This window comes from Streptomyces platensis (genome assembly GCF_008704855.1).
GTDB lineage: Bacteria > Actinomycetota > Actinomycetes > Streptomycetales > Streptomycetaceae > Streptomyces > Streptomyces platensis.
In genome coordinates, this window is record NZ_CP023691.1 from 3,382,648 (window position 1) to 3,407,231 (window position 24,584).

The window sequence follows — 24,584 nt, forward strand, 5'->3', positions numbered from 1 at the left end:
TCTCCCCCGTGAGACTTCGCGTCAACAAGGAACTGTAGAACGCATCTAAACGCTAATCGGCCGCCGCCCGCTAGTGGGCGACGGCCGAACAGCATCTGACCTGCGGATTTACCTTTTACTTACCGGCAGAGCCGACCCGCAGCGTCACCGTGGAGCCGTCCCGGGCCTCCTTGGTGATCTTGATCCGGGTGTTGGTGTCAGGAACGATCACCGCACCGGTCGGGTTCACCTTGTCGTAGTAGACGCCGTGCCGGTCGTCGAAGAGCGTGACGCCCTTCTTCGAAGTGATCTTGACCTGCTTGCCGTCCCGGTGGAGGGTCAGCGCGTCGGTCGGGAACCGCGTGAAGGTCGAGTCGTAGGACTGGAAGCGGTTGCGCATCAGCTTGCCGTCCGCCCAGTGCTCGGCCTTGGGGTGCGCGTCGACCGGCAGGATCTGCCCGTGGCCCGGGTGCAGGCCGACGTTGTTGTCCGCCTGCGAGGTGTCCCACAGCCAGATCAGCACACCGTTCTGGTACGGGAAGTGCTCCACCCAGCCCGGCTTGGCGGTGGTCCAGCCGAAGTTGTACGGGCCGACCTTGAGGGTCTTGTCGTACGACACGTACTGGCGGTTCTCCGCGATGTAGTACTGCGGGTAGTCCTTGGTGAAGGACGCGCCGATGCGCGAGAAGCCCTTGGCGGTCCAGCCGTTGTCGTCGCCCTCGGCGTTGTCGCTGAACAGCGGCTTGCCGTCGGCGACCACGCTGACGGTGTCGGCCGCGAAGCCCTTCTGGGCCGCGCCGCCGTCGGTCTGGTAGCGGAAGCGCAGGTCGATCTTCTTGCCCGCGTAGGCGTCCAGCGGGTAGACGAGGTCCTGGTAGGCGGCCACGGTGCCGGTCAGGGCCGGCTTGTCGCTGCCGTCGCGCGGGATGGCCTTGCCGGCCGCGGTGCCGTCCAGGGCCGTCCAGTTGCTGCCGCCGTCGGTGGAGACCTCGGCGTAGAGGTAGTCGTAGTCCTTCTCGATGTCCCACCAGCCCTTGAGCGTCAGCGACGCCTTGGCCTTACCGGTGAGGTCCACCGGCCGGGACAGGGTGTTCTTGAGGTTGTCGCCCATGTTGCTCCACCACTGCTTGGAGCCTTCCGCGGGCCGCACGATGTCGGTCTTGACCGCCTTGGCCGGCAGCTCGACGACCACCGCCTGCTTGTTCTTGGTGTTGTACTCCGCGACGCCCAGCTTGTGGGTGGACTTCTTGGCGGCCTTCGCCTTGCCGTAGTTGAGCCAGCCCAGCTGGAGCTTGTCCCAGGCGCTCATGTCGCCGGGCAGGTCACCGATGGAGTCCTTGCCGGTGCCGAGCCAGGAGCCGCCCGACATCAGCGACCAGAAGTCCACCGAGGACTCGCCGGTGCCGGAGGTGTCGTACTCGTCCGGCAGGCCCAGGTCGTGACCGTACTCGTGGGCGAAGACACCGAGCCCGCCGTTCTCCGGCTGCATGGTGTAGTCGCCGACCCAGATGCCGGTGTCGCCGATCTGGGTGCCGCCCGCCTTGTTGGCCGCGGGGCCGGTCCGGCCGGCGTCCGAGCCGTACGCGTACCAGCGGTGCGCCCAGATGGCGTTGGTCTTCTGGACCCCGCCGCCGGCGGACTCGTCCTCACCGGCGTGCACGATCTGGAAGTGGTCGATGTAGCCGTCGGGCTCGTTGAAGTTGCCGTCGCCGTCGTGGTCGTTGCGGTCCCACTGGTCGTACTTGGCGAGGTCGGTCTTGATCTGCGCGTCGGTGCGGCCGGCCGCCTTCTGGTTCTTGGCCCACTGGTTGACGCCGTCGCGGATCAGGTCCCAGGCGCTGGAGCAGTTGGTCTGGCCGCAGTAGTTGGAGCCGTAACGGGCCTCGTTCCAGTCGACCTTGACCCAGTCGGAAACCTCGCCCTGGACGGAGTAGCGGCCCGAGGACTGCTTCTCGTAGTACTTGGCCAGGGACTGCTTCTTCTTGTCGTGCGAGAAGTAGAGGTCCTGGAAGTGCTTCCGGTTGAAGTCCTTCTGCCAGGCCGTGCTGTTGTCCTTGGCACGGTCCGGCTCGGCTATCCGGTTGTGCGCCGGGCCGGGGTCGCCGCCGTACTTCTTCACCGGGGGCTTGGGGCCGTCGCCGTCCGGGTCGAACATCGTGGTGTCGTCGACCTTGTCGCCGAAGTCCACGAGGACGGTGAAGATCTTGTCGGTCTTCTGCCGGGCCAGCTCGACATACTTGCTCTTGCCGAGCTTGACGACCCGGGAGCCGTTCCGCTCGGTCACCTTGGCGTCGCCGGAGATGACCTGCTGGAGCGCTTCCTTGCGCTGGGCCGCCTGCCGGGCGCTGAACGGGCCCTTGAGGTCGTGCTGCACGGCCCGCTCGGGAGCCGGGTCATGACGCTTGGCGACCGGCGACGGTCCCTGCGCGTCGGCCGCCGCCACCCCCGAAGAAAAAGCGGCCGCCCCGATCGCGGCGATCGCCGTGGCCAGGGCGGCCGATCTGAACACCCGTCTGCTGTCTCTCACTTGGCGCTGTCCTCCCCATCGAACCGGTCACTGTTCGAGGGCATTCGACCGGAAGTACGATGAAAAAGACAGACCTTGACTTGGGCACGTCAGCGAAGTACGTTGCTCGATCCGCGAGTTGCGGCTATCGGACATCGGGCAGCGGCATGCCGCCGGGCGCGAAATCGCCGCGCAGAGGCCCGGTGTATATGCCCGCCGGGCATGCGCCCCCGCCCCCAGCAGCCATGACGTCAGGGTGTCCGGAAAATCACCACCGCGTTGTGCGCCCCCTGTGCCCCGAACCGTGGGTTAGGTCACGCTTACCCGGCGTTCCGCTCGGGCAGTAAGGACCGTAGGCTCCTTTGCCGGCGCTCCCTGCACGACACCCCCTGCCGACCCTCCGAGGACGGATCCGCCATGCCTCGTCCGACCGCCGCACAGCTCGCCTACGGTTCGGCCACCGTCTTTTTCTCCACCCTCGCGATGCTGCTGCTCTCCCAGACGGAGACCGGCATCGGGGTCGCGGTCATCGCCATCGCCGGGCTCGGGCTCGGACTGCTGGTCGCCATGACGGTGCCGATGCCCGGGGTGTCGCGGGTGGTCCGCCGGCATGTCGTACGGAACGGGTCGCCCGCCGAGCCCGCCCCGTTGCAGGCCGTTCGCACGCCGTCCGAGCGCCCCCGGTCCGCCGCCTGGAGCGGCCTCGCCCGGTCGGCCGGCGCCCGTGAGGCCCGGATCGGCGAACACTCACGCTGAGCCGGGACGCGGCCCCGTCTCCGTGGACACCACCACGGTCTTCGCCGCCTTGTCGTGCAGACACTGCTGATACGGCTTGTCCCAGGTACACCACAAGACGTTGATCAGCCAGAAAATGAAACCGCAGCACGGCACGATCTCCGGCAGCGAATAGACCGCGGCCCGCACCCAGCCCGGCTGGCCGTGCGGGATCGAGCCGTCCGCGAGCATCGCCACCCGGATCTTCATCGCCATCTTGCCGACGGTCTGGCCGCGGCTGCTGAGCATCAGGCCCTCGTAGATCAGATACACCAGCAGGGTCACGCCGGAGATCGTGGACTGCCGGCCGGCCATCTCGCCGTCGGTGCTGAAGAAGTCCACCCCGCCGACGATCGCGGTCATGATCAGCCAGACCGGCACCCCGACGATGATCGCGTCGATGATGCGCGCCACGAGCCGGCGTCCGCGGTTCGCCAGCGGCGGCATCCCGGCCAGCGGATCGGCCACTCCGTACTGCCCGCCGTACGGATCCCCGGCATACGGGCCGCCGCCGGACGGACCGCCCGCGTACGGGCCGCCGGCACCGGGCGGCGGAGTGCCACCGGGCGGAGGGGCGCCCCAGGGCGGCGGGGTGCCACCGGGCGGCGCTCCCTCCGGGGGTGGCGGCGCACCGCCTTCACCGCCCGTACCGCTGCCGCCCGTATCGCCGTGCGGCGCGTTGTTACGGGGCGAACCGTTCTCCCGGGGCGCGCTGTTGCGGGGGGCGCCGCCCGCCGGGGGCACCTGCGGCTTCTGGAACGGATCGTTCTCCGGCGGCTCACCGGGGCCGGGCCGGGGCTGGTCGGTACTCATGGCCCGAGTCGACGCCATCTCGCGGCCCGCCGCATCCGGCGAGGTCCGTTCGGGGGAACGGCTGCCGCGGCGCCCCGCCCCGCGCCGGCGGTCAGCCGGCGGCGACGAAGGTCCGGGCCAGCTTGTCGTGCCAGCACTGGCGCCACGGCCGGTCGAACAGGCACCAGACGACGTTCAGCACGCCGATGACGAGGACGCCGAGCACGCTGTAGAGGAACCAGCGCTTGAGCGCGGCGCCGAGGGTCGGGGTGTCGTGGCTCTCGATGTCGAGGACCCGTACGCCGCACAGCTTCTTGCCCAGGGTGCGGCCCCACTTGAGGGTCGGCAGCGCCTCGTAGAGCGCACCGCCGATCAGCAGGACGGCCAGGATGGTGGCGAAGACCGGCATCGTGGTGCCGTCGACCAGATAGACCGTCACCTGGCGGCCGGACTGCTTGGCCGCCTCGACCTTGGCGTCGAGATGGTCGGTGACCGTGCCCCACATCGGGACGGCGACCGCGGCGGTGAGCGCGCCCAGGACCAGGGTGTCGATCAGCCTGGCCGCGAACCTGCGGCCGAGCGCGGCCGGGTGGCCCTGCGCGGCCTGCGCCATGGCCGCGAAGGGGTCGGCGGCGGCCGGTGGCTTCCAGGGAATGACCCCGTCGGCGTCGGCGCCCTGCGGACCGGGCCGGGCCGGCGCGGCACCGCCCTGCGGCGGCACACCGGCGGCGGGTGCGGCCGTCTGCGGGGCGGGCTGCTGCTGCACCGGGGCCTGCGGGGCGGGGTTCTGCGGGCCGGGGGCCTGCGGGGCGGGACGCTGCGGCGCGGGGCTCTGCTGGGCCGGTGTCTGCGGGGCCGGGCTCTGTGGGGCCGGGCTCTGCGGGGCGGGACGGTTCTGCGGCTGGTCGTTGCCGGCCGGCAGCGACTGCGGGGAGGCGTCACCGGGCGCGGCGGACGGGGCCCGGCCGCCGCCCGCGACGCGGATCGCCATCGTCTCGTTGCCCTTGGCGGGCTTGCCGCCCTCGGGCCGTACCGCGCGGATCGCGGTGGTGCCCTGATCGCCGGAGTTGCCGCCGCGGCGGGCGGCCGGGTTCACGGCGCGGATGGCGACCGTCCCGTCGGACGGGACCGCCGGGCCCTGCGCGGCGGCGCCGGGTACCTCGCCGGCGTCGGCCCCCTGTCCCTCGCGCTGCGGCGGCACCGCGCCCCAGGAGGCGGCGCCCGCCGGCGTACCGGGCGGGGCCTGGTCCGGCGAACCCCAGGAGATCCGGCGGTCGGGCTCCCCGCCGAAGCCGGCCTGCCGGGAGGCATCGGCCTGCCAGGCGGCGGCCGACTCGGGGCTGTTGCCGTGCAGCCGGGCCGGGTCGTCCCAGCTCGCGGCGGCGACCTCACCGCCCTGGTGTACGGCGGGCACCGCGGAGCCGCCGGCCGCCTCCTCCTCGTCGAAGAAGACCGGGCCGGTCTCCTCGACGGCGGATGGGGGTCCCCCCTGTTCGAGCGGAGCCGAGAACTCGGGGGAGGGAGCCACACCGGGCGGCGGGGCGGGCATCGCCTCGCCGTCGGCGGGGGCGGGCCGGCTGGTGCCCGGCACCCACGCGGCACCGTTCCAGTACCGGATGTAGCCGGGGATGGACGGGTCCGGGTAGAAGCCTGGCGTGGGGCTACCGCCGGCGGATCCTGAGGTAGGGGCGCTCATATCCGAAGTCCCGTATCTGTACTCGGCCTGGTGGGTGTGGGGTGCAGTCTGCCGCAAGGCGGCGTCCACATCTATCAGACCCCGGGTTCCCGCGGGCCCGTGCCCGCCGACGACCACCTGGAAGAGGCGCGGGAAAAAAGTTGTACGAAGTCGTGTAAGAGTCCGGCGCCCGGCCGCTCTCTCTCCGTGCGGGACCGGTCTCGGGGCCCGCAGGGAGCGAAGAGAGGCGGACACCGTGCACACCGTGGTGGAAAGAGAGCTGGAGCTGGGCCTGGTCCTGTCGCCGGAGCGGAGCCTTCCGGTGCCGGCCCGGCTGAGGTACCGCACCGATGACCCGTACGCCGTCCATGTCACCTTTCACATCGGTTCGGACGCCCCGGTCAGCTGGACGTTCGCCCGTGAACTGCTGGTCGAGGGCGTCTTCCGGCCGTGCGGCGACGGCGATGTGCGGGTGTGGCCGACGAAGCTGGACGGCCGCAGCCTGGTCTGCATAGCGCTGGACTCGCCGGACGGGCAGGCCCTGCTGGAGGCGCCGGCCCCGGCGGTCTCGGCCTGGCTGGAGCGCACCCTGCGGGTGGTCCCGCCGGGGTCCGAGCAGCGGCATCTGGGCCTCGACAAAGGGCTGAGCGCACTGTTCGCGATGGCGTCCGGGGACGAGCTGCGGCCGGGCGGCCCCTGGCCCGTGGACGAGGCCCCGGAACCCGGGGCGTAGGGGTGGCGGATGAACGGACCGCCGCATTACGGGGGTTGACGGGCCGGGGCGTGCCGCGGCGCCGGGCGCGGACGGGCCGCCCCGGCGCCGTACGGCCCGGCGGTGGCTCAGCCCCGGTAGGCCTCCAGCAGCCGCAGCCACGCCTCGCTGATCGTGGGGTAGGAGGGCACCGCGTGCCACAGCCGCTCGATGGGGACCTCACCGGCCACCGCGACCGTCGCGGCGTGCAGCAGCTCTCCGACGCCGAACCCGACGAAGGTGACGCCGAGCAGCACCTCCCGGTCCAGGTCGACGACCATCCGGGCCCGGCCGCGGTAGTTGTCCGCGTACAGGGACGCCCCGGCCACGGCCGACAGGTCCTGGTCGACCACCCGGGTGCGGTATCCGGCCTTCTCGGCCTCGGCGGCGCTCAGGCCCACCGCAGCGGCCTCCGGATCGCTGAAGACGACCTGGGGGACGGCACGGAGGTCCGCGGTGGCGGCGTGCGCGCCCCAGGGGTCGGACTCCAGGATCGGGACGCCCCGGGCGCGCGCGGCGATCGCGGCGCCGGCGATCCGGGCCTGGTACTTGCCCTGGTGGGTGAGCAGGGCGCGGTGGTTGACATCGCCGACGCCGTAGAGCCAGCCGCCGGTGACCCCCTTCACCCGCAGGCTGTCGTCGACGTCCAGCCAGGAGCCGTGCGGCAGTCCGACCGTGTCCAGGCCGATGTCCTCGGTGCGCGGGGCCCGGCCGGTGGCGATCAGGAGCTCATCGGCGACGATCTCGTCACCGGAGTCCAGCAGGACGGTGACCGGGCCGCCCGGGGCTTCCCGGCGTACCTCGCGCACCTCGACGCCGGTCCGCAGGAAGACCCCGGCCTCGGCGAGCGACTCCGCGACGAGGTGGCCGGCGAACGGCTCCATCCGGGGCAGCAGCCCGTCACCGCGGACCAGCAGCGTCACGGAGGCGCCCAGGGCCCGCCAGGCGGTGGCCATCTCGACGCCGACGACACCGCCGCCGACCACCACCAGCCGGCCCGGCACGCTCTTGGCGCTGGTGGCTTCGCGGCTGGTCCAGGGCCTGGCCTCGGCGAGCCCGGGGATGGGGGGCAGCACCGCGCGGCTGCCGGTGCAGACCGCGACCGCATGCCGGGCGGTGAGCACCCGGCCGCCGTTGACGACCACTCTGCGGGGCCCGGCCAGGCGCCCCTGGCCGCGCACCAGGTCGATACCGGCCGAGTCCAGCCAGCGGACCTGCCCGTCGTCCTTCCAGTACGAGGTGATGGCGTCGCGATGGGCGAGTACGGCGGGGGCGTCCAGGGGGACGTCGACGGCGTCCTTGAGGCCGGGCACCCGGCGGCCCTCGGAGCGGGCGGTGACCGGGCGCAGCAGGGCCTTGCTGGGCATACACGCCCAGTAGGAGCATTCGCCGCCGACCAGCTCGCTCTCCACGATCACCGCGCTCAGCCCGGCGGCATGCGCCCGGTCGGCGAGGTTCTCACCGGTCGGCCCCGCTCCCAGCACAATGACGTCATACGCCTCACCAGCGGCGTGGGTGGCTTCGGTCGCTGCCATCGGCTCTCGCTTCCTGCGTGGGCATGAGGTGGCCCGCTGGGGCCCGGCGGGTCCTTCTGGCCATCCTCAGCCCAACGGGCCGTCAGCGCATCCGGCGTTCGACCGCTTCCTTGGCCTCGGCGAGTCCGGAGCCGGTGACCTCGCGGTGCACCTTGATCGCCTGGATCTTCTTGCCCTGCGACAGCAGCTGGTCGATCTCGGCCATCCCGGCGGGCTGCGCCTCCTCGATGCCGGCGTGCGCCAGCAGCAGGTCCACCTTGTGTTCCAGCCGGTGGAGCCGGCGCTCCAGCGTCTTGGCGCGGCGGTCGGTGGCCGAGATCAACATGACGGCGGCGAGCGCGAGAAGGGCGATGACCACGGGGAGCACGGAATCCATGGCGGCACTCTATGAGGCGGCGGCACGTGCCATGAACACGGCAGTCGCGGCCGGGCCGTGCACGGTGCCGCGGACTGCCGGTGCGCCGTCCGTGAGGATCTCGCACTCGGCGTAGGCGTCCGGCCCGTCGAGGGTGAGGGTGAGCATCGGCATGGCGCCCACTCCGCGCGCTTCGGTCACCACGAACCACGGCAACTCCGGCCGGGTCACCTGTTCTTCGCTGCCGGAGTCCCCGGGTGCCTGGACGGCGTAGGTGAGGTCGTCGACGCCCTGGCCGGTCACCCGGAAGGTGACCATTCCCTCGCCGGGTCTGTGCGGATCGTGGATCGTCATGGGGGCAGTCAACCGCCCCTCCCCCTGCCGTGTACATCCGGGTCGCGGTCCGGGCCGGGTGCCTGGTCAGGGCAGATGCCAGATCTGGGTGGTGACGAGGAAGAAGACCGCCGCCCAGAACACCATCACCGCGGTGACGAGGCCGAGTCCGGCGAGGTTCGTGCGCGCCCGTGGTGCCTCCGGGCGGGGCCGCAGCCACCGTTTGAGCAGCGGGTTCACATAGAAGGGCATGGTCACGAAGCTCATGATGAAGCTCGACAGCAGGTTGCCGATGAGCAGGTTCAGCCACAGCGAGAGCTTCAGCGGGGACAGCGCCAGCGTCAGCAGCACCACGGTCGGATAGAGGCCGACCCAGACCGCGACGGAGGTCTTGGTCTCCGAGGGCGGTGGCGCCTCCCTGCCGTTCTCCTCGAAGGCGAACCAGCTGCCGAACGAGTTGTCGATCGTGCGCATGCGGAAGTCGTGGAACTTCTCGCCCTCCGCGAGGAGTTCCTTCCGCTTGCCCGAGGTCAGCCAGGCGTCGAGATGCTCGGCGCTGTCGAAGCGGTAGAGCGTGGTCCATTCGTCCTGAAGGCCCTCGATCGGACGGAACAGCTCGGTGCCGCGAAAGCCTTCGAAGCCGCTCTCCTCCTCGTCCATCCGGTGCTGCCAGGCGAGGAAGGCGTCGACATGGTCCGGGTGGACGCGGTGGGTGACGACGACGGTCACCAGCGGGTCCGGTGTCTGGGTGCCGCCGCTGACGACCTGCTGGGTCGCGGGGCCGTCGAGGTATTTCCGGCCGCGGTCGAGATGGCGCTGCCGGGTGGCGCTGTTGATCCACGCTTGCAGATGGGCGATCGAGTCGAAGCGGTAGACGACCACCCAGTCGGGTTGCAGAGAGGTCGGCCGGGAGATCTCGGCGCCGAGGAATCCCGGGTAACCGGCGGCCGCGGCGTTGACGTCCTCCTGCCACGCCTCGAATTCCCGCTCCAGTCCGGCGCGGACCTTCTGCCCGATGATGACCGTCGCCTCGGTGCCGGCCGGCTTTTCGGTGGTCATGTGCGCCATCCCGTCGTCACCGGCCGGCTTTCGCTGAGCTGCCGGTAGAGCCGTTCCGGTGTCAGGGGCAGTGCGCGGCAGCGGACGCCCGTGGCGTCGTGGAGCGCGTTCGCCAGCGCGGGGGCCACCGGATTGATGCAGCATTCCGCGATCCCCTTCGACCGCAGCGGGCCGACGGAATCCGACGAGTTCACCAGCAGCACCTCCGTGCGGGGGATATCGGCGTAGGCGGGGATGCGGTAATTGCGGAAGTTCGGGTTGACCATGACGCCGTCGGCGTCGAGATGGTGATGCTCGGTCAGGGCGAAGCCGATTCCCTGGGCGACCCCGCCTTCCACCTGTCCCCGGACCTGCGCGGGGTTGATGATGACGGCGGCGTCGGTCGCCTGGACGCTGTAAAGGATGCGGATCTCACCCGTCACCCGATGAACGGCGAGACGGAATCCCTGCGCGTTGGAGGTGACGCTGCGCGGTGAGCCATAGGCCTTACGGGCGACGGAGAAACGGATACCGCGCGTTCGGGCCGTGGCGATGAGTTCCGCCAGCGGCACCCGCCGGTCACCGCAGACGACAGCCTCGTCATCCATCGAGCACATCACGACATGGACGCCGGTGTGGGCGGCGGCGAATTCCAGGATGCGGTCGCGGACGGCATCGGCGGCACGGAGTACCGCGTTGCCCGCGACGAAGAGACCGGCACTCGCGAAGGCACCGGTGTCGAATCCTGTGCGGTCGGTGTCGGATTGCACCAGGCGGATCCGCGACGGTGTCGTGCCGAGCTGCTGGGCCGCGATCTGGACATGCGCGGTCGAGGTGCCCTCACCGAATTCGACGGTGCCGACGGCGAGTTCGTATACGAGGTCGTCGCCCAGCGTCACCCAGGCCTCGGAGAGGTGTTCCGTCGGTGGCGCGGTCTCGTGCAGGGAACTCGCGACGCCGTTCCCGACCAGCCAGTCGGGACCGGGGGACGGCTCCCCCGCGTTCCGGGCCATCGCCTCATCCACCAGATCGATGCACGTGCCGAGCCCGTCCTCGGTGAACACCACGTCGTCGGGGCCCTCCGCCATGGAGACGAGGGGGTCGCCCGGCCGCACGATATTGCGGCGGCGCAGTTCGAGCGGATCCATGTGCAGGGCGAGGGCGAGTTCGTCCATCGCGCATTCCACGGCGAACGCCGGCTGGGTCATCCCGTAGCCGCGCAGGGCGCCGCTCGGCACGGTGTTCGTATAGACGGAGTACGCGTCGTACTTCTTGTTGGGGCAGCGGTAGATCATGACGGCGGCGCCGCCCGCGAACAGCGTTTCGCCGGCGTGGTTGCCGTAGGCGCCGGTGTTCGAGACATTGCGGACCTGGAGGGCCGTGAGCTTTCCGTTCGCCGTGGCGCCGAGCGTGACCGTCAGTGTCATCGGATGCCGTGGCGAGGCGGTGGTGAATTCCTCTTCCCGGGTGTATTCGAAGCAGACCGGCCGCCCGGTGTCGAGGGTGGCGAGCGCGGCCAGATCCTCCGAGATCACTTCCTGTTTGCCGCCGAAGCCGCCGCCCACGCGGGCGCAGAACACCCTGAGCTGGTCCGGGCGCAGCGCGAACAGATGGGCCAGTTTGACCTTGGCGATCGACGGCGACTGCGAACTGGTGCGGACGTTCAGCCGGCCGTTCTCCATCCAGGCGATCGAGCCATGGGTCTCCAGATGGGCGTGCTGCACCCGCGGGGAGAAGTACGTGCCCTGGTGCGTCACGTCCGCCGCGGCGAATCCCGCGTCGATGTCGCCGATCTGTGAATGGATCTCGACCAGGGTGTTGTGGACGGGATCCAGGACGAACGGGTCGACCGGGCCGTGCAGTTGTGGCGCCCCGTCGGCCATCGCCTCTTCGGCGTCGAAGACCGCGGGCAGCACCTCGTACTCCACGGCGACCCGGCGGCAGCCCTCCTCCGCCGCCCCGACGGTGTCGGCCAGGACCGCGACCACGCGCTGGCCGGCGAAGCGGACCGTGCGGTCGAGGAGGCAGGTGTCGTCCGGATCCACCAGATGGTCGGTGTGGATCGCCGTGGTGAAGCGTCTGCGCGGCACGTCCTCCCAGGTGTAGACCCGGTGCACGCCGGGGACCGCGAGTGCGGCGGTCTTGTCGATCGAGACGATGCGGGCGTGTGCGTGGGGCGAGTGCAGCACCTTGAGGTGCAGCATGCCGTCGAGGTGGGTGTCCATCGTGAAGGCGGCGCGGCCGGTGACCACGTCCTCGGCCGCGGGCGCGCTGACGCTCGTGCCGACGGCCTTTCCCGGTGCGGCCTTCGCCACGCCGACGACGCCTTTCACCGCGTCCTCGATCCCCCGGTAGCCGGTGCAGCGGCAGAGATTGCCTTTCAACGCCCGTGGCAGATCCGCTTTCTGGGCCTCGGTGAAGGTGGCCGACGTCATGATCATTCCTGCCGTGCAGAAACCGCACTGGAATCCCGGGGCGTCGCGGAACTGCCGCTGTACCGGATGCAGATTGCCGGGGGCGCCGAGCCCTTCGATCGTCGTCACCTCACGGCCGTCCGCGCGGAAGGCGGGGGTGATGCAGCTGTGTACGGGAGCGCCGTCCAGCCATACCGTGCAGGCGCCGCAATCGCCCGCGTCACAGCCCTTTTTGACGCCGAAGTAGCCGAGCGCGCGGAGAAAGGTACGCAGGCACTGACCGGGGTCCGGTTCCTCGTCGAAGCTCTTGCCGTTCACGCGGTAGGTCATCCCGGGCTCCCAGCCATGAGTTCCCGACGGATTTCCTCAGCGAAATGCCGTGTCAGATGGCGGCGGTGGCCGGGTGTTCCGTTGGGATCGTCGAACCAGATATCGGCGGGGAGGTCATCGATGCGCTGCCGCAGCGTCCGGTCATCGGGCAGGGTGTCGAAGCCGATACGTACCGGCCGGGTGGTGCCGGCGGTGACGGTGAGCAGCAGATCGCTCGTTCCCGGCGTGTGCGTACCGATGAGGAAGACCGTCGAACGGCCGAGGCGGGTCAGCGAGAAGCGGCGGTGTGCGGTGCGTTTCCGCAGGGCGTGCGCGGGAATGTCAATGCGCCGCAGAATTTCCCCCGGGGCCAGCATGTTCTCGTTATTGCCGGTGACGAAGGAAAGGGCGTCGACGGTGCGGGCGGACCCGTCGGCGGCCCAGAGTTCGTACCGTGCCTCCAGGGCGACCGTCAGGGTGATCATGGGGCCGGCCGGCAGGGACATACAGATATTGCCGCCGACGGTGGCCGCGCTCCAGACCTTGAACGAGGACAGGAACGCCTCACAGCTCCTGGTGAAAAGCGGGGCCGCGATCCACTCCGCCGGCGGCTGATAGGCGTACAGCTCGCTGATGGTGCAGGTCGCGCCGATACCGAGCCCCGCCTCGCTCGGGACGAGGGGGTCCCAGCGCAATGCCGTCAGGTCGATCAGGCGGTGCAGGTCCGGCTGCTCCACGGAGTACAGCCAGGTGCCGCCGGCGAGCCAGGCATCGCCCGGGTGCCAGTCCGCGCCCGGCCGGGCGGCCGGTCGCCGGACGACTTCGGTGATGGTGTGGAGGTCCATGGGAATTGCTCTCCCTCACGACGAAAATCGTGCGCGCGGGCACCATCGAGCGGCGGAATTCCGGTACTGGCCGCTGCGGTCGGACTTCTCACGAAAGGACCGGCGGGCGCGGTAATTCTTGTTCAGGATAGGCAGAAGGGCCCGCCCCCGCCACGTCAGTAACCCCGCACGTCAGTAACTCGGAGGGACCGCACTCTTTCTGCACGCCCTGACAGCCACGGGTAAAATACGCGGCCGCACGGCAAGGAATGACGCCGGTCCGATGCGCTTCAGAAGAGCCGCATTCGCGTGCGCTTCACGCAATCCCGTGGACCTCAGAAAAGCTTGCCGGGGTTGAGAATGCCCAGCGGGTCGAAGACATCCTTGATGCCGCGCTGCAACTCCAGTCCCACCGGGCCCAGTTCGCGCGCCAGCCACTCCTTCTTCAGGACACCGACCCCGTGCTCACCGGTGATGGTGCCGCCCAGCTGGAGGCCGAGCGCCATGATGTCGTCGAAGGAGGCACGGGCCCGGCGGGACTCGTCCGGGTCGGCGGCGTCGAAGCAGACCGTGGGGTGGGTGTTGCCGTCCCCCGCGTGGGCGCAGACGCCGATGGTCAGGCCGTACTTCTCGGCGATGGCGGCGGTGCCGTCGAGCATCTCGGCGAGCCGGGAGCGCGGGACGCACACATCGTCGATCATCGTGGCGGATTTGACCTTTTCCAGCGCGGTCAGGGTCAGCCGGCGGGCCTGGAGCAGCAGATCGGACTCGGCGGCGGTCTCGGCGGGCACGACCTCGGTGGCGCCGGCCGCGGTGCACAGCGCGCCGACGGCGGCGAGGTCGGCGGCCGGCTCGGGGGTGTCGAAGGCGGCCAGCAGCAGCGCCTCGGTGCTGTCCGGCAGGCCCATCTGCGCCATGGCGTTGACCGCGCGGATGCTCGTACGGTCCATCAGCTCCAGCAGTGCGGGGGCGTGGCCGCGGGCCATGATCTCGCAGACGGCTTCGCAGGCCGCCGCGGTGGAGGGGAACTCGGCGGCCAGCGCGAGCTGCCCGGGCGGCTCCGGCTTGAGCGCGAGGACGGCGCGGACGACGATGCCCAGACTGCCCTCGGAGCCGACGAACAGCCGGGTGAGGTCGTAGCCCGCGACGCCCTTGGCGGTGCGCCGGCCGGTGGTCAGCAGCCGCCCGTCGGCGAGGACGACGTCCAGGCCGAGGACGTACTCGGCGGTGACGCCGTATTTGACGCAGCACAGGCCGCCCGAGGCGGTGCCGATGTTCCCGCCGATGGAGCACTGCTCCCAACTGGAGGGATCCGGCGGGTAGTAGAGGCCGTGCTCGTTCACCGCGCGGGACAGCACGGCGTTGATGACACCGGGTTCGACCACCGCGATCCGGTCGACGGGATTGATCTCGATGATCCGGTCCATCTTCACCAGCGAGAGCACGAGACAGCCGTCGGAGGCGTTGGCGGCGCCCGACAGCCCCGTACGCGCCCCCTGCGGGACGACCGGGACCCGCAGCTCGGTGGCCGTCCGCATGATGTGCTGGACCTGCTCGACGGTGCGCGGCAGCACGACCACGGCGGGTGTCCCGGCCTCGCAGAAGCTCGCCATGTCGTTGGCGTAGGAGCCGGTGATGTCGGGGTCGGTGAGGATCGCTTCACCCGGGAGCCCGGCGCGCAGACGTGCGATGAGGTCCATACCCTCAGCCTCGCATCCGCGGGCCGCACACGGAAGATCGTGTACGGCCCGCAGGGGCAGCCGGCGCGCAGCGCTGTCTTCTGGGGGTGGAGGTCGGGTGACGGGCGGGCGGTCAGAGATTGCCGCGCCGCTCCTGCTCCCGCTCGATCGCCTCGAAGAGGGCCTTGAAGTTGCCCTTGCCGAAGCCCATGGAGCCGTGCCGCTCGATCATCTCGAAGAACACGGTCGGCCGGTCCTGGACCGGCTTGGTGAAGATCTGGAGCAGGTAGCCGTCCTCGTCCCGGTCGACCAGGATCTTCAGCTCGCGGAGCGTCTCCACCGGCACCCGGGTCTCGCCGGCCCACTCGCCGAGGGTGTCGTAGTAGGAGTCGGGGGTGTCCAGGAATTCCACGCCGGAGGCGCGCATCGCCCGGACGCTGGCGACGATGTCGTTGGTGGCCAGCGCGATGTGCTGGACGCCGGGGCCGCCGAAGAACTCCAGGTACTCGTCGATCTGCGACTTCTTCTTCGCGATCGCGGGCTCGTTGATCGGGAACTTGACCTTGAGCGTGCCGTCGGCGACGACCTTGGACATCAGCGCGCTGTATTCGGTGGCGATGTCGTCGCCCACGAACTCCTTCATGTTGGTGAAGCCCATGACCTTGTTGTAGAAGGCCACCCACTCGTTCATCTTGCCGAGTTCGACGTTGCCGACGCAGTGGTCGATGGCCTGGAAGCGCCGCGGGCCGGTCTCCACCAGCGGCTCGACGGCGGCGAAGCCGGGCAGGTAGGGGCCGTCGTAACCGGTGCGCTCGACGAGGGTGTGCCGGGTCTTGCCGTAGGTGGCGATGGCCGCGAGGACGACGGTGCCGTGCTCGTCCTTGAGGTCGTGCGGCTCGATCAGGCCGGTGGCGCCCTGGGCGACGGCGTGCTCGTAGGCGGCGCGGGCGTCCGGGACCTCGATGGCGAGGTCGATGACGCCGTCGCCGTGGGCCGCGACATGGTCGGCGAGGAAGTGGCCCCACTCGGTGGTGGGCTTGATGACGGAGGTGAACACGAACCGGGCGCCGCCGGATTCGAGCACATAACTCGCGGTCTCCCGGCTGCCGTTCTCCGGACCGGAGTAGGCGACGCGCTTCATGCCGAAGGCGGTCGAGTAGTAGTGCGCGGCCTGCTTGGCGTTCCCGACGGCGAAGACGACCGCGTCCATCCCCTTGACCGGGAAGGGGTCCGCCTGCCGGGTCGCGCCGGGGGTGGTGGTCTGAGGGTGCATCGTGGTGTCTGCCATGGCCGCAGAGTCTCTCCGATCCACAAGGTGCGCAATAGTTCGCGAATCGTCTGGGCATTATGCCTAGCGAAACGGCGCCATCGCCGGGCTATCTGTACATGATGACCATCAAAAGCGAAGGGACAGCCGATGGCGATCGATCATTTGGACGGGGCACTGCTGGAGCTGCTCGCCGAGGAGCCGCGGATCGGGGTGCTGGAGGCGTCCCGGCGGCTGGGGGTGGCGCGCGGCACGGTCCAGGCCCGGCTCGACCGGCTTCAGTCGAATGGAGTGATCCGGGGCTTCGGACCGGAGGTGGACCCGGCGGCGCTCGGCTATCCGGTGACCGCTTTTGCCACTCTGGAGATCAAACAGGGGCAAGGTAATGACGTACGCGCTCACTTGACGACCGTTCCCGAGGTGTTGGAACTGCATACAACGACGGGACATGGGGACATGCTGTGCAGGCTCGTCGCCCGTTCCAACGCCGATCTACAGCGGGTGATCGACCGGGTTGTGGGCTTTGATGGCATCGTGCGGGCCTCGACGGCAATCGTGATGGAAAATCCGGTTCCGTTGCGGATCATCCCGCTGGTGAAACAAGCATCGGGAGACTGAACCGAGGAGACCGAGTGAGCTTCTGGGAGTACGTCGGCACCCGGCACGCCCAGCTGCTGACGGATACATATCAGCACGCCAGCGCGGTCTTCCAGTGCATGGTGCTCGCCACCTTGCTGGGGGTCCTGATCGCCGTGGCGACCTATCGCAGCGAGTGGGCGGGCAACCTCGCCACCACCTCGACCGCCACCATCCTGACCATCCCCTCCCTGGCCCTGATCGGTCTGCTGATCCCGATCGTCGGCCTCGGCGTCCCCCCGACGGTGATCGCCCTGACCCTGTACGGGCTGCTGCCGGTGGTCCGCAACGCCATCGTCGGGCTGCGCGGGGTGGACCCGGACCTGGTCGACGCGGCCAGGGGCATCGGGATGTCGCGCACCGCCCAGCTCTTCCGCGTCGAACTGCCGCTGGCCTGGCCGCCCATCCTCACCGGCATCCGGGTCGCCACTCAGATGCTGATGGGCATCGCCGCCATCGCCGCCTTCGCCTCCGGCCCCGGCCTGGGCAACGAGATCTTCCGCGGGATCGCCTCGCTGGGCAGCGCCAACTCCCTCAACCAGGTGCTCTCCGGCACCCTCGGGATCGCCATCCTCGCTCTTCTCTTCGACGCCGCATACGTCCTGATCGGACGCCTGACCATCTCCAGGGGGATCCGTGCCTGAGACGACTGAGACCACCCCGGCCTCCGGGGCCAGAATCCATCTGGAGAACCTGACGAAGATCTACCCGGGGAACCCCACTCCGGCGGTGGACAACGTCAATCTGGAGGTCAAGGCCGGCGAGATCGTGATCTTCGTGGGGCCCTCGGGCTGCGGCAAGTCCACCTGCCTGAAGATGATCAACCGGCTGATCGAGCCGACCCACGGGCGGATCCGGATCGGCGACGAGGATGTCACCGACATGGACCCGGTCAAGCTGCGCCGCAAGGTGGGCTATGCCATCCAGGCGTCCGGCCTCTTCCCGCACATGACGGTCGCCCAGAACATCGGCCTGGTCCCGAAGATGATCGGCTGGTCCAAGAGCCGGGTGCGCAACCGGGTCGAGGAGATGCTCGACCTGGTCGGCCTGGACCCGCGCGAATTCCACGGCCGCTATCCGCGCCAGCTCTCCGGCGGCCAGCAGCAGCGCGTCGGCGTGGCCCGCGCACTGGCCGCCGACCCGCCCGTCCTGCTGATGGACGAGCCGTTCGGCGCCGTCGACCCGATCACCCGCGACCACCTCCAGGACGAGCTGATCCGGCTCCAGCACGAGCTCCACAAGACCATCTGCTTCGTCACCCACGACTTCGACGAGGCCATCAAGCTCGGCGACCGCATCGCGGTGCTCCGCGAGCAGTCGCACATCGCCCAGTTCGACACCCCCGAAGCCATCCTCACCAACCCGACGGACGACTTCGTCTCCGGTTTCGTGGGCGCCGGGGCGGCACTCAAGCGGCTGAACCTGACCCGCGTACGGGACGTGGGCGTGGTCGAATTCCCCACCGCCGGCCTCGACGACCCCCTGGAGACCATCTTCGACCGGCTGCGCTCCGGCTCCCACAACGAACTGCTGCTGCTGGACCGCAACGGCCGCCCGTACAAATGGCTGCGCCGCGGCGACCTGGCCCGCGCCAGGGAATCGCTGGCCCGGGCCGGCACCCTGGTCCAGCACACGGTGTCCCGGGACGCGACGCTGCGCGACGCCCTGGAGGCGGTGCTCACCGACAGCGCGGGCCGGGCCGCGGTCACCGGGCGGCGCGGCGAGTACATCGGCGTGGTCGACATGGCGACGCTGATGAACAACGTCCACGAGCTGCTGGAGGCGGACCGCCTCGAAGCGATCGAGCACCAGCACCAGCTCCAGGAGCGGCGCGCCCGCCAGACCCAGATGGAGCAGGAGGGCCTGGCCGGGGCGGGCGGCCCCGAAGGCGGTCCGGGGGGCGTCGTATGAGCCCCGGCGGCGGAAGCGACGGCAGCCCGCGCCGGAGCGAGCGGCATCCGAGCGATCACGAGGCGCTGGCCTTCAAGGACGAAGTCGAGATGTCCCAGCGGGAGCTGGCCGCCGGGGAGGCGCCCATCCCGTCCGCCCGGGCCGGCCTGCGCCGGATCAGCTGGCAGAAGTGGACCTTCATGCCGGCCTTCCTGGTGCTGGCGCTGCTCACCACCTGGCTGTGGTTCCGCGGCGCCCGGCTGGACTCCATCGCCCATCAGGCGGTGGACAACGGCAAGGTGTGGCTGGCGCTGCGCCAGCACATCCAGCTGACCGCGATCTCCACCTTCTTCGTGCTGATCATCGCGATCCCGCTGGGCATCGCCCTGACCCGGTCCAAGCTCCGCCGGGCCACCCCGGTCGCGATGGCCTTCGCCAACCTCGGGCAGGCGGTACCGGCCCTGGGTCTGCTGGTGCTGCTGGTGATCTGGCTGGGCATCGGCGCCCGCTCGGCGATCGTCGGCATGGTCATCTACGCCGTGCTGCCGGTGCTCGCCAACACCATCGCCGGGCTGCGCGGTATCGACCCGACGCTGACCGAGGCCGCCCGCGGCATCGGCATGTCCCCCACCGGTGTGCTGACCCAGGTCGAGCTCCCGCTGGCCGTACCGCTGATCCTGGCCGGGGTCCGGACCGCGCTGGTGCTGAACGTCGGCACCGCGACGCTGGCGACCTTCGGCGGTGGCGGCGGTCTCGGGGACCTGATCTCGGCGGGGATCGTCACCCAGCGGATGCCCGTCCTCATCCTCGGTTCCGTACTGACCGTGGCGCTGGCCCTGCTGGTCGAATGGCTGGCCTCGCTGGCCGAACTGCTGCTCCGCCCGCGCGGTCTGGAGGCGACGGCATGAGCAGACACCCGCGCCCGGCACGCCGCCCGCGGCGCCGCCCCGCCACCCGGTTCACCGTCACCCTGCTCGCCGCCGTCGTCGTGGGCGGCTGCGGCCTGGTCAGCGGCAGTGCGATGTCCGACAACGTGCTGCCGGGCCCGAAGGCGGGCTATCCGGACCGCCCGCTCACCGGCGCGCATCTGACCGTGACCTCGAAGGAGTTCACCGAGCAGATCGTCCTCGGCCAGATCATGGGGCTGGTCTTCCAGGCGGCCGGCGCCCTGGTCCTCGACAAGACCAGCATCCAGGGGTCGATCGGCGCCCGGGAGGCCGTCAAGTCCGGCACGGCGGACGCCGCGTACGAGTACACCGGCACCGGCTGGATCACCTACCTCGGCCACACCAAGCCGATCGTCAACCCCTACAAACAGTGGACGGCGGTCCGCGACGAGGACCGGAAGAACGGCATCGTCTGGCTCCCGGCCTCGACGCTGAACAACACCTACGCGCTGGCCCTGAACTCCGCGAACTTCAAGAAGCTGGGGGTGCACAACCTCTCGGAGGTCGCGGCGCTGTCCCACAAGAATCCCGGCGCCGTGACGATGTGCGTGGAGAACGAGTTCGCCACCCGCAACGACGGGCTGCCGGGCATGGCGCGCGCCTACGGCATGAACGTGCCGTCCGCCAACATCCGCAAGATGACCGGCGGTGTCGTCTACACCGAGACGGAGAAGGGCACCTGCGCGTTCGGTGAGGTCTTCACCACCGACGGCCGGATCAAGGCGATGCATCTGCACGTCCTCGCCGATGACAAGCACTTCTTCCCCAACTACAACGTCGCCCCGGAGATCAACTCCAAGGCCCTGAAGAAGTACCCGGCGATGGCCGAGGTGCTGGCCCCGGTCACCAAGGCCCTCAACAACACCGTCGCCCAGGAGCTGAACCGCAAGGTCGACGTGGACGGCGAGGACCCGCACGAGGTCGCGAAGGACTGGCTGGTGCGGGAGGGGTTCATCAAGGAGGGGTGAGGGGCGTGCGTCCGGTCGGGGGCGGCGGGTCACCGCCGGGCACCCGGCCCGCGCCGCCCGCCCGCGGAGAGCCACCACCGGGCACCCGGCCCGCGCCCGCCGTCCGCCGCTCCCCGCCCGCCTCAGCAGCTGGGGACCTTGCCCCCGGTCCGCAGCGCCTTCAGTGAGTCCATCGCGCCGTCGAGGGTGCTGACCGGGATCAGCCGCAGCCCCTTCGGCAGCTCCGCCCGCGCATCCGTGCACTCCTTGCGCGGGACGAGGAAGACCGTGGCGCCGTCCCGCCGCGCCGCCTGCGTCTTCAGCGGGACGCCGCCGACCGCGCCGACCTTGCCGCCGGCCGTGATCGTCCCGGTGCCGGCGATGGTGTGCCCGCCGGTCAGGTCATGGCCCGCGCCGTCGCCGTCCAGCTTGTCGACGATGCCCAGGGCGAACATCAGCCCGGCGCTCGGCCCGCCGACGTCCGCGAGGCTCAGCTTGACCTTGATGTCCTGTCCGGACTTGCCGAGCTGCCCGAGCGCGGCGCTGGTGGCGCTGTCCTGGGACTCCCGCATCTGCTGCGCGTTGTGCTCGGCGATCTCCTCGGTGTTCTCCCCTACGGGGTAGACCGCCTCCCGCGGCATCACGGCCTCGTCCGTACGGAACCAGCCGCTGACGATGTCCGGCAGATGGACAGCGGCCTCCGGGCCGGTCGCCACGATCGAGGTCATCCGCAGCTGCCCGCTCGTCTTCCGGGTCCGCGCGCCGCTGATGGTGATCACCGGCTTGCCCTCGTCGGTACCGAGGACATTCGCCGTCATGCCGGGATACGCGAGCGCATACGGCAGCGGGGCGAGGACCGCGGTGACGAGAAGGGCGAGGACGAGAGCGGTGCAGACCGCCAGGGCTCGGGTGCGTGCAGACACCTTGCCACCCTAAATGACCCCCGCCTCACCAGGGCCTTAAGGCGCTGCCGCCTCACGACACGGCCACCGCCCCTTCACACCCCACGGCCCCGTCCGCGCCCAGGGCCTCAGCGGAGCGCCTCGGACACCTCCCGGGCCGCGTCGACCACCCGCGGTCCGACCCGCTCGGAGACCGTGTCGGCGAGCATCACCACGCCCACGCTCCCCTCGATGCCGCTCACCCCGAGCAGCGGAGCCGCCGCACCACTCGCTCCGGCCTCCAACTCCCCGTGCGTCAGGGCGAGTCCGGCGTCCTGGGTGCGGCCCTGCCGGGCCTTGAGGATCGCCCGCCCGGCGGCCCCCCGGTCCAGCGGATGACGGAAACCGGCCCGGTAGGCCACGTGGTAATCGGTCCAGGTCGGCTCCACCACGGCCACCGCCAGCGCCTCCGTGCCGTCGACAAGGGTGAGATGCGCGGTGGCCCCCACGTCCTCGGCGAGCGACCGCAGCGCGGGCAGCGCGGCCTCCCTGACCAGCGGATGCACCTGACGGCCCAGGCGCAGCACGCCCAGGCCCACCCGGGCCCGGCCGCCGAGATCGCGGCGCACCAGGGCGTGCTGCTCCAGCGTGGCCAGGAGGCGGTAGACCACCGTGCGGTTGACGCCGAGCTTGTTGGACAGCTCGGTGACGGTCAGCCCGTGATCCGTGTCGGCGAGGAGTTTGAGGACACGCAGCCCTCGGTCGAGTGTCTGGGAGGTCTCTGCGGTCACGACGCCCTCCTGGGTGAGTGGCGGCACTCGGGCGCGACGCGCTGCGGTTCACGGAGCAGCGCGCGCTAGAGGCCGCCGGCCGCATGGCACCGGCTGCGCTCCGCGGCGGCGCTGCCACGGGGCGTGTGCGTGACCGGGACAGTAGCGAGCCGGTTCGGTGAGCGGAAGAGTCCGTCCAGAATCCGGTCGCCCGCGCCCGGAATATCCCTGTACGTCCGCCCAGAGCGTCCTGTTGCGCTCCGTGTGGTGTTTCAGGGAGGGCTACGGCGTTATCGGGGTGTGACGGGGCGGACGTGCCCGGCACCCCACAGCGGGCCCGTCGGGGGCGGGTACGCAAGAGGGCGGCGCACCGTCCACGGCACACCGCCCCGCCCACGGGCTCCGGCGGGCTCACCGCATCCGCGTCGCCCACTCCCGGACCTTCTTGATCCGCTCACCGAGCTGCCCGGCGGTGGCCTCCGCGCTCGGCGGTCCGCCGCACACCCGCCGCAGCTCGGTGTGGATCACCCCGTGCGGCTTCCCGCTCTGGTGCACATACGCGCCGACCAGCGTGTTCAGCTGCTTCCGGAGCTCCAGCAGCTCCTTGTGCGTGACCACCGGCCGCCGCTCGGCCGGCAGCTCCAGCAAGTCGGCTTCCTCATCCGGCCGCTTCTTGCTGTGCGCGATCTGCCGCGCCTGCCGCTTCTGCAACAGCATCTGCACCTGGTCGGGCTCCAGCAGCCCGGGGATGCCGAGGTAGTCCTGCTCCTCCTCGCTGCCCGCGTGCGCCTGCATACCGAACTCGGCACCGTCGTAGAGCACCCGGTCGAAGACCGCCTCCGACTCCAGCGCCTCGAACGAGAACTGCTCCTGCTCGCCGGTGTCCTCGTCCTGCTCCTTGTTCGCCTCGTCCATCTCCTTCTCGGACTCGGCGTAGGGGTCTTCCTCCCCGTCCTTCTTCGGCTTGTCGAGCACATGATCGCGCTCGACCTCCATCTCGTTGGCGAAGCCGAGCAGGTTCGGGACGGTGGGCAGGAAGACGGACGCGGTCTCACCACGCTTACGGGAGCGCACGAAACGCCCCACGGCCTGCGCGAAGAACAGCGGCGTCGAGATCGTGGTGGCATACACCCCGACCGCCAGCCGCGGCACGTCGACGCCCTCGGACACCATCCGGACCGCGACCATCCAGCGGTCCTGGGAGTGCGAGAAGTCATCGATGCGCTGCGAGGCCCCGGAGTCGTCGGACAGCACCAGGGTGGCGCCCTCCCCGGTGATCTCCCGGATCAGCTTCGCGTACGCCCGCGCCTGCTCCTGGTCGGTGGCGATCACCAGCGCCCCGGCATCCGGGATCGACTTGCGGACCTCGCTCAGCCGCTGATCGGCGGCGCGCAGCACATTGGGCATCCACTCACCACGCGGATCCAGCGCCGTACGCCACGCCTGCGAGACCGCGTCCTTGGTCATCGGCTCGCCCAGCCGGGCCGCGATCTCGTCGCCCGCCTTCGTCCGCCAGCGCATATTGCCGCTGTAGGAGAGGAAGATGACCGGCCGGACCACGCCGTCGCCCAGCGCGTTGCCATAACCGTAGGTGTAGTCGGCCGAGGAACGCCGGATGCCGTCGTTCCCCTCCTCGTACGTCACGAACGGAATCGGGTTGGTGTCGGACCGGAACGGCGTACCGGTCAGCGCCAGCCGCCGGGTCGCCGGCTCGAAGGCCTCCAGACACGCCTCGCCCCACGACTTCGAGTCACCGGCGTGATGGATCTCGTCGAGAATCACCAGCGTCTTGCGCTGCTCGATCCGGTTGCGGTGCAGCATCGGCCGGACGCCCACACCGGCATAGGTGATCGCCACACCGTGGTACTCGCGGCCCAGCGGCCCCGCGCTGTACTCCGGATCGAGCTTGATGCCTATCCGGGCCGCCGCCTCCGCCCACTGCTTCTTCAGATGCTCGGTCGGTGCGACGACCGTCACCTGCTGCACGACGTGATGATGCAGCAGCCACGAGGCAAGCGTGAGCGCGAAGGTCGTCTTGCCGGCGCCCGGCGTCGCGACGGCGAGAAAGTCTCTCGGCTGCGTCTGGATGTAGCGGTCCATGGCGGCCTGCTGCCAGGCACGCAGCTTGTTCGCGGTACCCCAAGGGGCCCGCCCCGGAAAGGCCGGGGACAGGTGATGGTTATTGGTGGCGCTGGTGGTGGTAGTCACGGTCTCCGTCGGCTGGACTCGGGGATCGGCAACCGCGCCACCCTATCGTTGCGACTCGGCTTGCTTCCCACGTA

Annotated in this window: 21 protein-coding genes; 7 read left to right on the plus strand and 14 right to left on the minus strand. The window is 70.3% G+C overall.

Translation table 11 applies throughout. The features are described from left to right. Positions 1-115 precede the first annotated feature (115 nt). Positions 116-2,506: an immune inhibitor A domain-containing protein gene (locus CP981_RS14835; protein WP_085925464.1), complete on the minus strand. Its 2,391-nt coding sequence runs from the start codon at positions 2,504-2,506 to the stop codon at positions 116-118. A 396-nt stretch (positions 2,507-2,902) separates the two neighbouring features. Here CP981_RS14835 and CP981_RS14840 point away from each other — a divergent pair, with 396 nt between their 5' ends. Further along, entirely contained in the window at positions 2,903-3,241 is a 339-nt protein-coding gene (locus CP981_RS14840) for a hypothetical protein (RefSeq protein WP_085925465.1), read from the plus strand. Here CP981_RS14840 and CP981_RS37715 read toward each other — a convergent pair. Further along, entirely contained in the window at positions 3,233-4,072 is an 840-nt protein-coding gene (locus tag CP981_RS37715; RefSeq protein ID WP_167536101.1) for an RDD family protein, read from the minus strand. The genes CP981_RS14840 and CP981_RS37715 overlap by 9 nt on opposite strands. 91 nt (positions 4,073-4,163) lie before the next feature. Continuing rightward, entirely contained in the window at positions 4,164-5,747 is a 1,584-nt protein-coding gene (locus tag CP981_RS14850; RefSeq protein WP_085925466.1) for an RDD family protein, read from the minus strand. A 235-nt stretch (positions 5,748-5,982) separates the two neighbouring features. Here CP981_RS14850 and CP981_RS14855 point away from each other — a divergent pair, with 235 nt between their 5' ends. After that, positions 5,983-6,459, plus strand: a complete 477-nt coding sequence (locus CP981_RS14855; RefSeq protein ID WP_085925467.1) for an SsgA family sporulation/cell division regulator — start codon at positions 5,983-5,985, stop codon at positions 6,457-6,459. 107 nt (positions 6,460-6,566) lie between these two features. On the opposite strand, the gene CP981_RS14860 is transcribed toward CP981_RS14855, so the two are convergent. From CP981_RS14860 to hppD, 8 genes are all read right to left on the minus strand, one after another. Beyond that, positions 6,567-8,012, minus strand: coding sequence for a dihydrolipoyl dehydrogenase family protein (locus CP981_RS14860; protein ID WP_085925468.1), 1,446 nt, complete (start codon positions 8,010-8,012; stop codon positions 6,567-6,569). An 82-nt stretch (positions 8,013-8,094) separates the two neighbouring features. Beyond that, positions 8,095-8,388 carry a ribosomal protein L7/L12 gene (locus CP981_RS14865; protein WP_085925469.1) on the minus strand — a complete coding sequence of 98 codons (294 nt, stop codon included), beginning with the start codon at positions 8,386-8,388 and terminating at the stop codon, positions 8,095-8,097. 9 nt (positions 8,389-8,397) lie between these two features. Beyond that, complete coding sequence (locus CP981_RS14870; protein WP_143658896.1) at positions 8,398-8,721, minus strand: hypothetical protein; 324 nt, start codon at positions 8,719-8,721, stop codon at positions 8,398-8,400. A 66-nt stretch (positions 8,722-8,787) separates the two neighbouring features. Next, positions 8,788-9,759, minus strand: coding sequence for an antibiotic biosynthesis monooxygenase (locus CP981_RS14875; RefSeq protein ID WP_085925471.1), 972 nt, complete (start codon positions 9,757-9,759; stop codon positions 8,788-8,790). Further along, positions 9,756-12,482, minus strand: a complete 2,727-nt coding sequence (locus tag CP981_RS14880) for a molybdopterin-dependent oxidoreductase (RefSeq protein WP_085925472.1) — start codon at positions 12,480-12,482, stop codon at positions 9,756-9,758. Before CP981_RS14880 ends, CP981_RS14875 begins: the two co-directional genes overlap by 4 nt. Then, complete coding sequence (locus tag CP981_RS14885) at positions 12,479-13,306, minus strand: FAD binding domain-containing protein (RefSeq protein WP_085925473.1); 828 nt, start codon at positions 13,304-13,306, stop codon at positions 12,479-12,481. Before CP981_RS14885 ends, CP981_RS14880 begins: the two co-directional genes overlap by 4 nt. A 314-nt stretch (positions 13,307-13,620) precedes the next feature. Continuing rightward, positions 13,621-14,985, minus strand: a complete 1,365-nt coding sequence (locus CP981_RS14890) for an FAD-binding oxidoreductase (RefSeq protein ID WP_085925474.1) — start codon at positions 14,983-14,985, stop codon at positions 13,621-13,623. A gap of 112 nt (positions 14,986-15,097) precedes the next feature. Then, positions 15,098-16,252 carry a 4-hydroxyphenylpyruvate dioxygenase gene (gene hppD / locus CP981_RS14895; RefSeq protein WP_190840514.1) on the minus strand — a complete coding sequence of 385 codons (1,155 nt, stop codon included), beginning with the start codon at positions 16,250-16,252 and terminating at the stop codon, positions 15,098-15,100. 129 nt (positions 16,253-16,381) lie between these two features. Between hppD and CP981_RS14900 the strand changes: the two genes are divergently transcribed. Genes CP981_RS14900 through CP981_RS14920 form a run of 5 tightly spaced genes read left to right on the plus strand, consistent with a single transcriptional unit; the run spans position 16,382 to position 20,672 of the window. After that, positions 16,382-16,849 carry an Lrp/AsnC family transcriptional regulator gene (locus tag CP981_RS14900; RefSeq protein WP_018091280.1) on the plus strand — a complete coding sequence of 156 codons (468 nt, stop codon included), beginning with the start codon at positions 16,382-16,384 and terminating at the stop codon, positions 16,847-16,849. 14 nt (positions 16,850-16,863) lie between these two features. Further along, positions 16,864-17,511, plus strand: coding sequence for an ABC transporter permease (locus CP981_RS14905; protein WP_085925475.1), 648 nt, complete (start codon positions 16,864-16,866; stop codon positions 17,509-17,511). Continuing rightward, positions 17,504-18,778 carry a betaine/proline/choline family ABC transporter ATP-binding protein gene (locus CP981_RS14910; protein WP_085925476.1) on the plus strand — a complete coding sequence of 425 codons (1,275 nt, stop codon included), beginning with the start codon at positions 17,504-17,506 and terminating at the stop codon, positions 18,776-18,778. The genes CP981_RS14905 and CP981_RS14910 overlap by 8 nt, the downstream gene beginning before the upstream one ends. Beyond that, positions 18,775-19,665, plus strand: coding sequence for an ABC transporter permease (locus CP981_RS14915; RefSeq protein WP_085925477.1), 891 nt, complete (start codon positions 18,775-18,777; stop codon positions 19,663-19,665). Before CP981_RS14910 ends, CP981_RS14915 begins: the two co-directional genes overlap by 4 nt. Beyond that, entirely contained in the window at positions 19,662-20,672 is a 1,011-nt protein-coding gene (locus CP981_RS14920; protein ID WP_085925478.1) for a glycine betaine ABC transporter substrate-binding protein, read from the plus strand. Before CP981_RS14915 ends, CP981_RS14920 begins: the two co-directional genes overlap by 4 nt. Before the next feature lie 122 nt (positions 20,673-20,794). Here the strand turns inward: CP981_RS14920 and CP981_RS14925 are convergent, their stop codons facing one another. The 3 genes from CP981_RS14925 to CP981_RS14935 all read right to left on the minus strand — a co-directional run bounded on the left by CP981_RS14925 (position 20,795) and on the right by CP981_RS14935 (position 24,510). Next, positions 20,795-21,574, minus strand: a complete 780-nt coding sequence (locus CP981_RS14925) for a S16 family serine protease (protein ID WP_085925479.1) — start codon at positions 21,572-21,574, stop codon at positions 20,795-20,797. A gap of 107 nt (positions 21,575-21,681) precedes the next feature. Further along, complete coding sequence (locus tag CP981_RS14930; RefSeq protein WP_085925480.1) at positions 21,682-22,323, minus strand: IclR family transcriptional regulator; 642 nt, start codon at positions 22,321-22,323, stop codon at positions 21,682-21,684. A gap of 390 nt (positions 22,324-22,713) precedes the next feature. Continuing rightward, positions 22,714-24,510, minus strand: a complete 1,797-nt coding sequence (locus tag CP981_RS14935; RefSeq protein WP_085925481.1) for a DEAD/DEAH box helicase — start codon at positions 24,508-24,510, stop codon at positions 22,714-22,716. Positions 24,511-24,584: the final 74 nt, after the last annotated feature.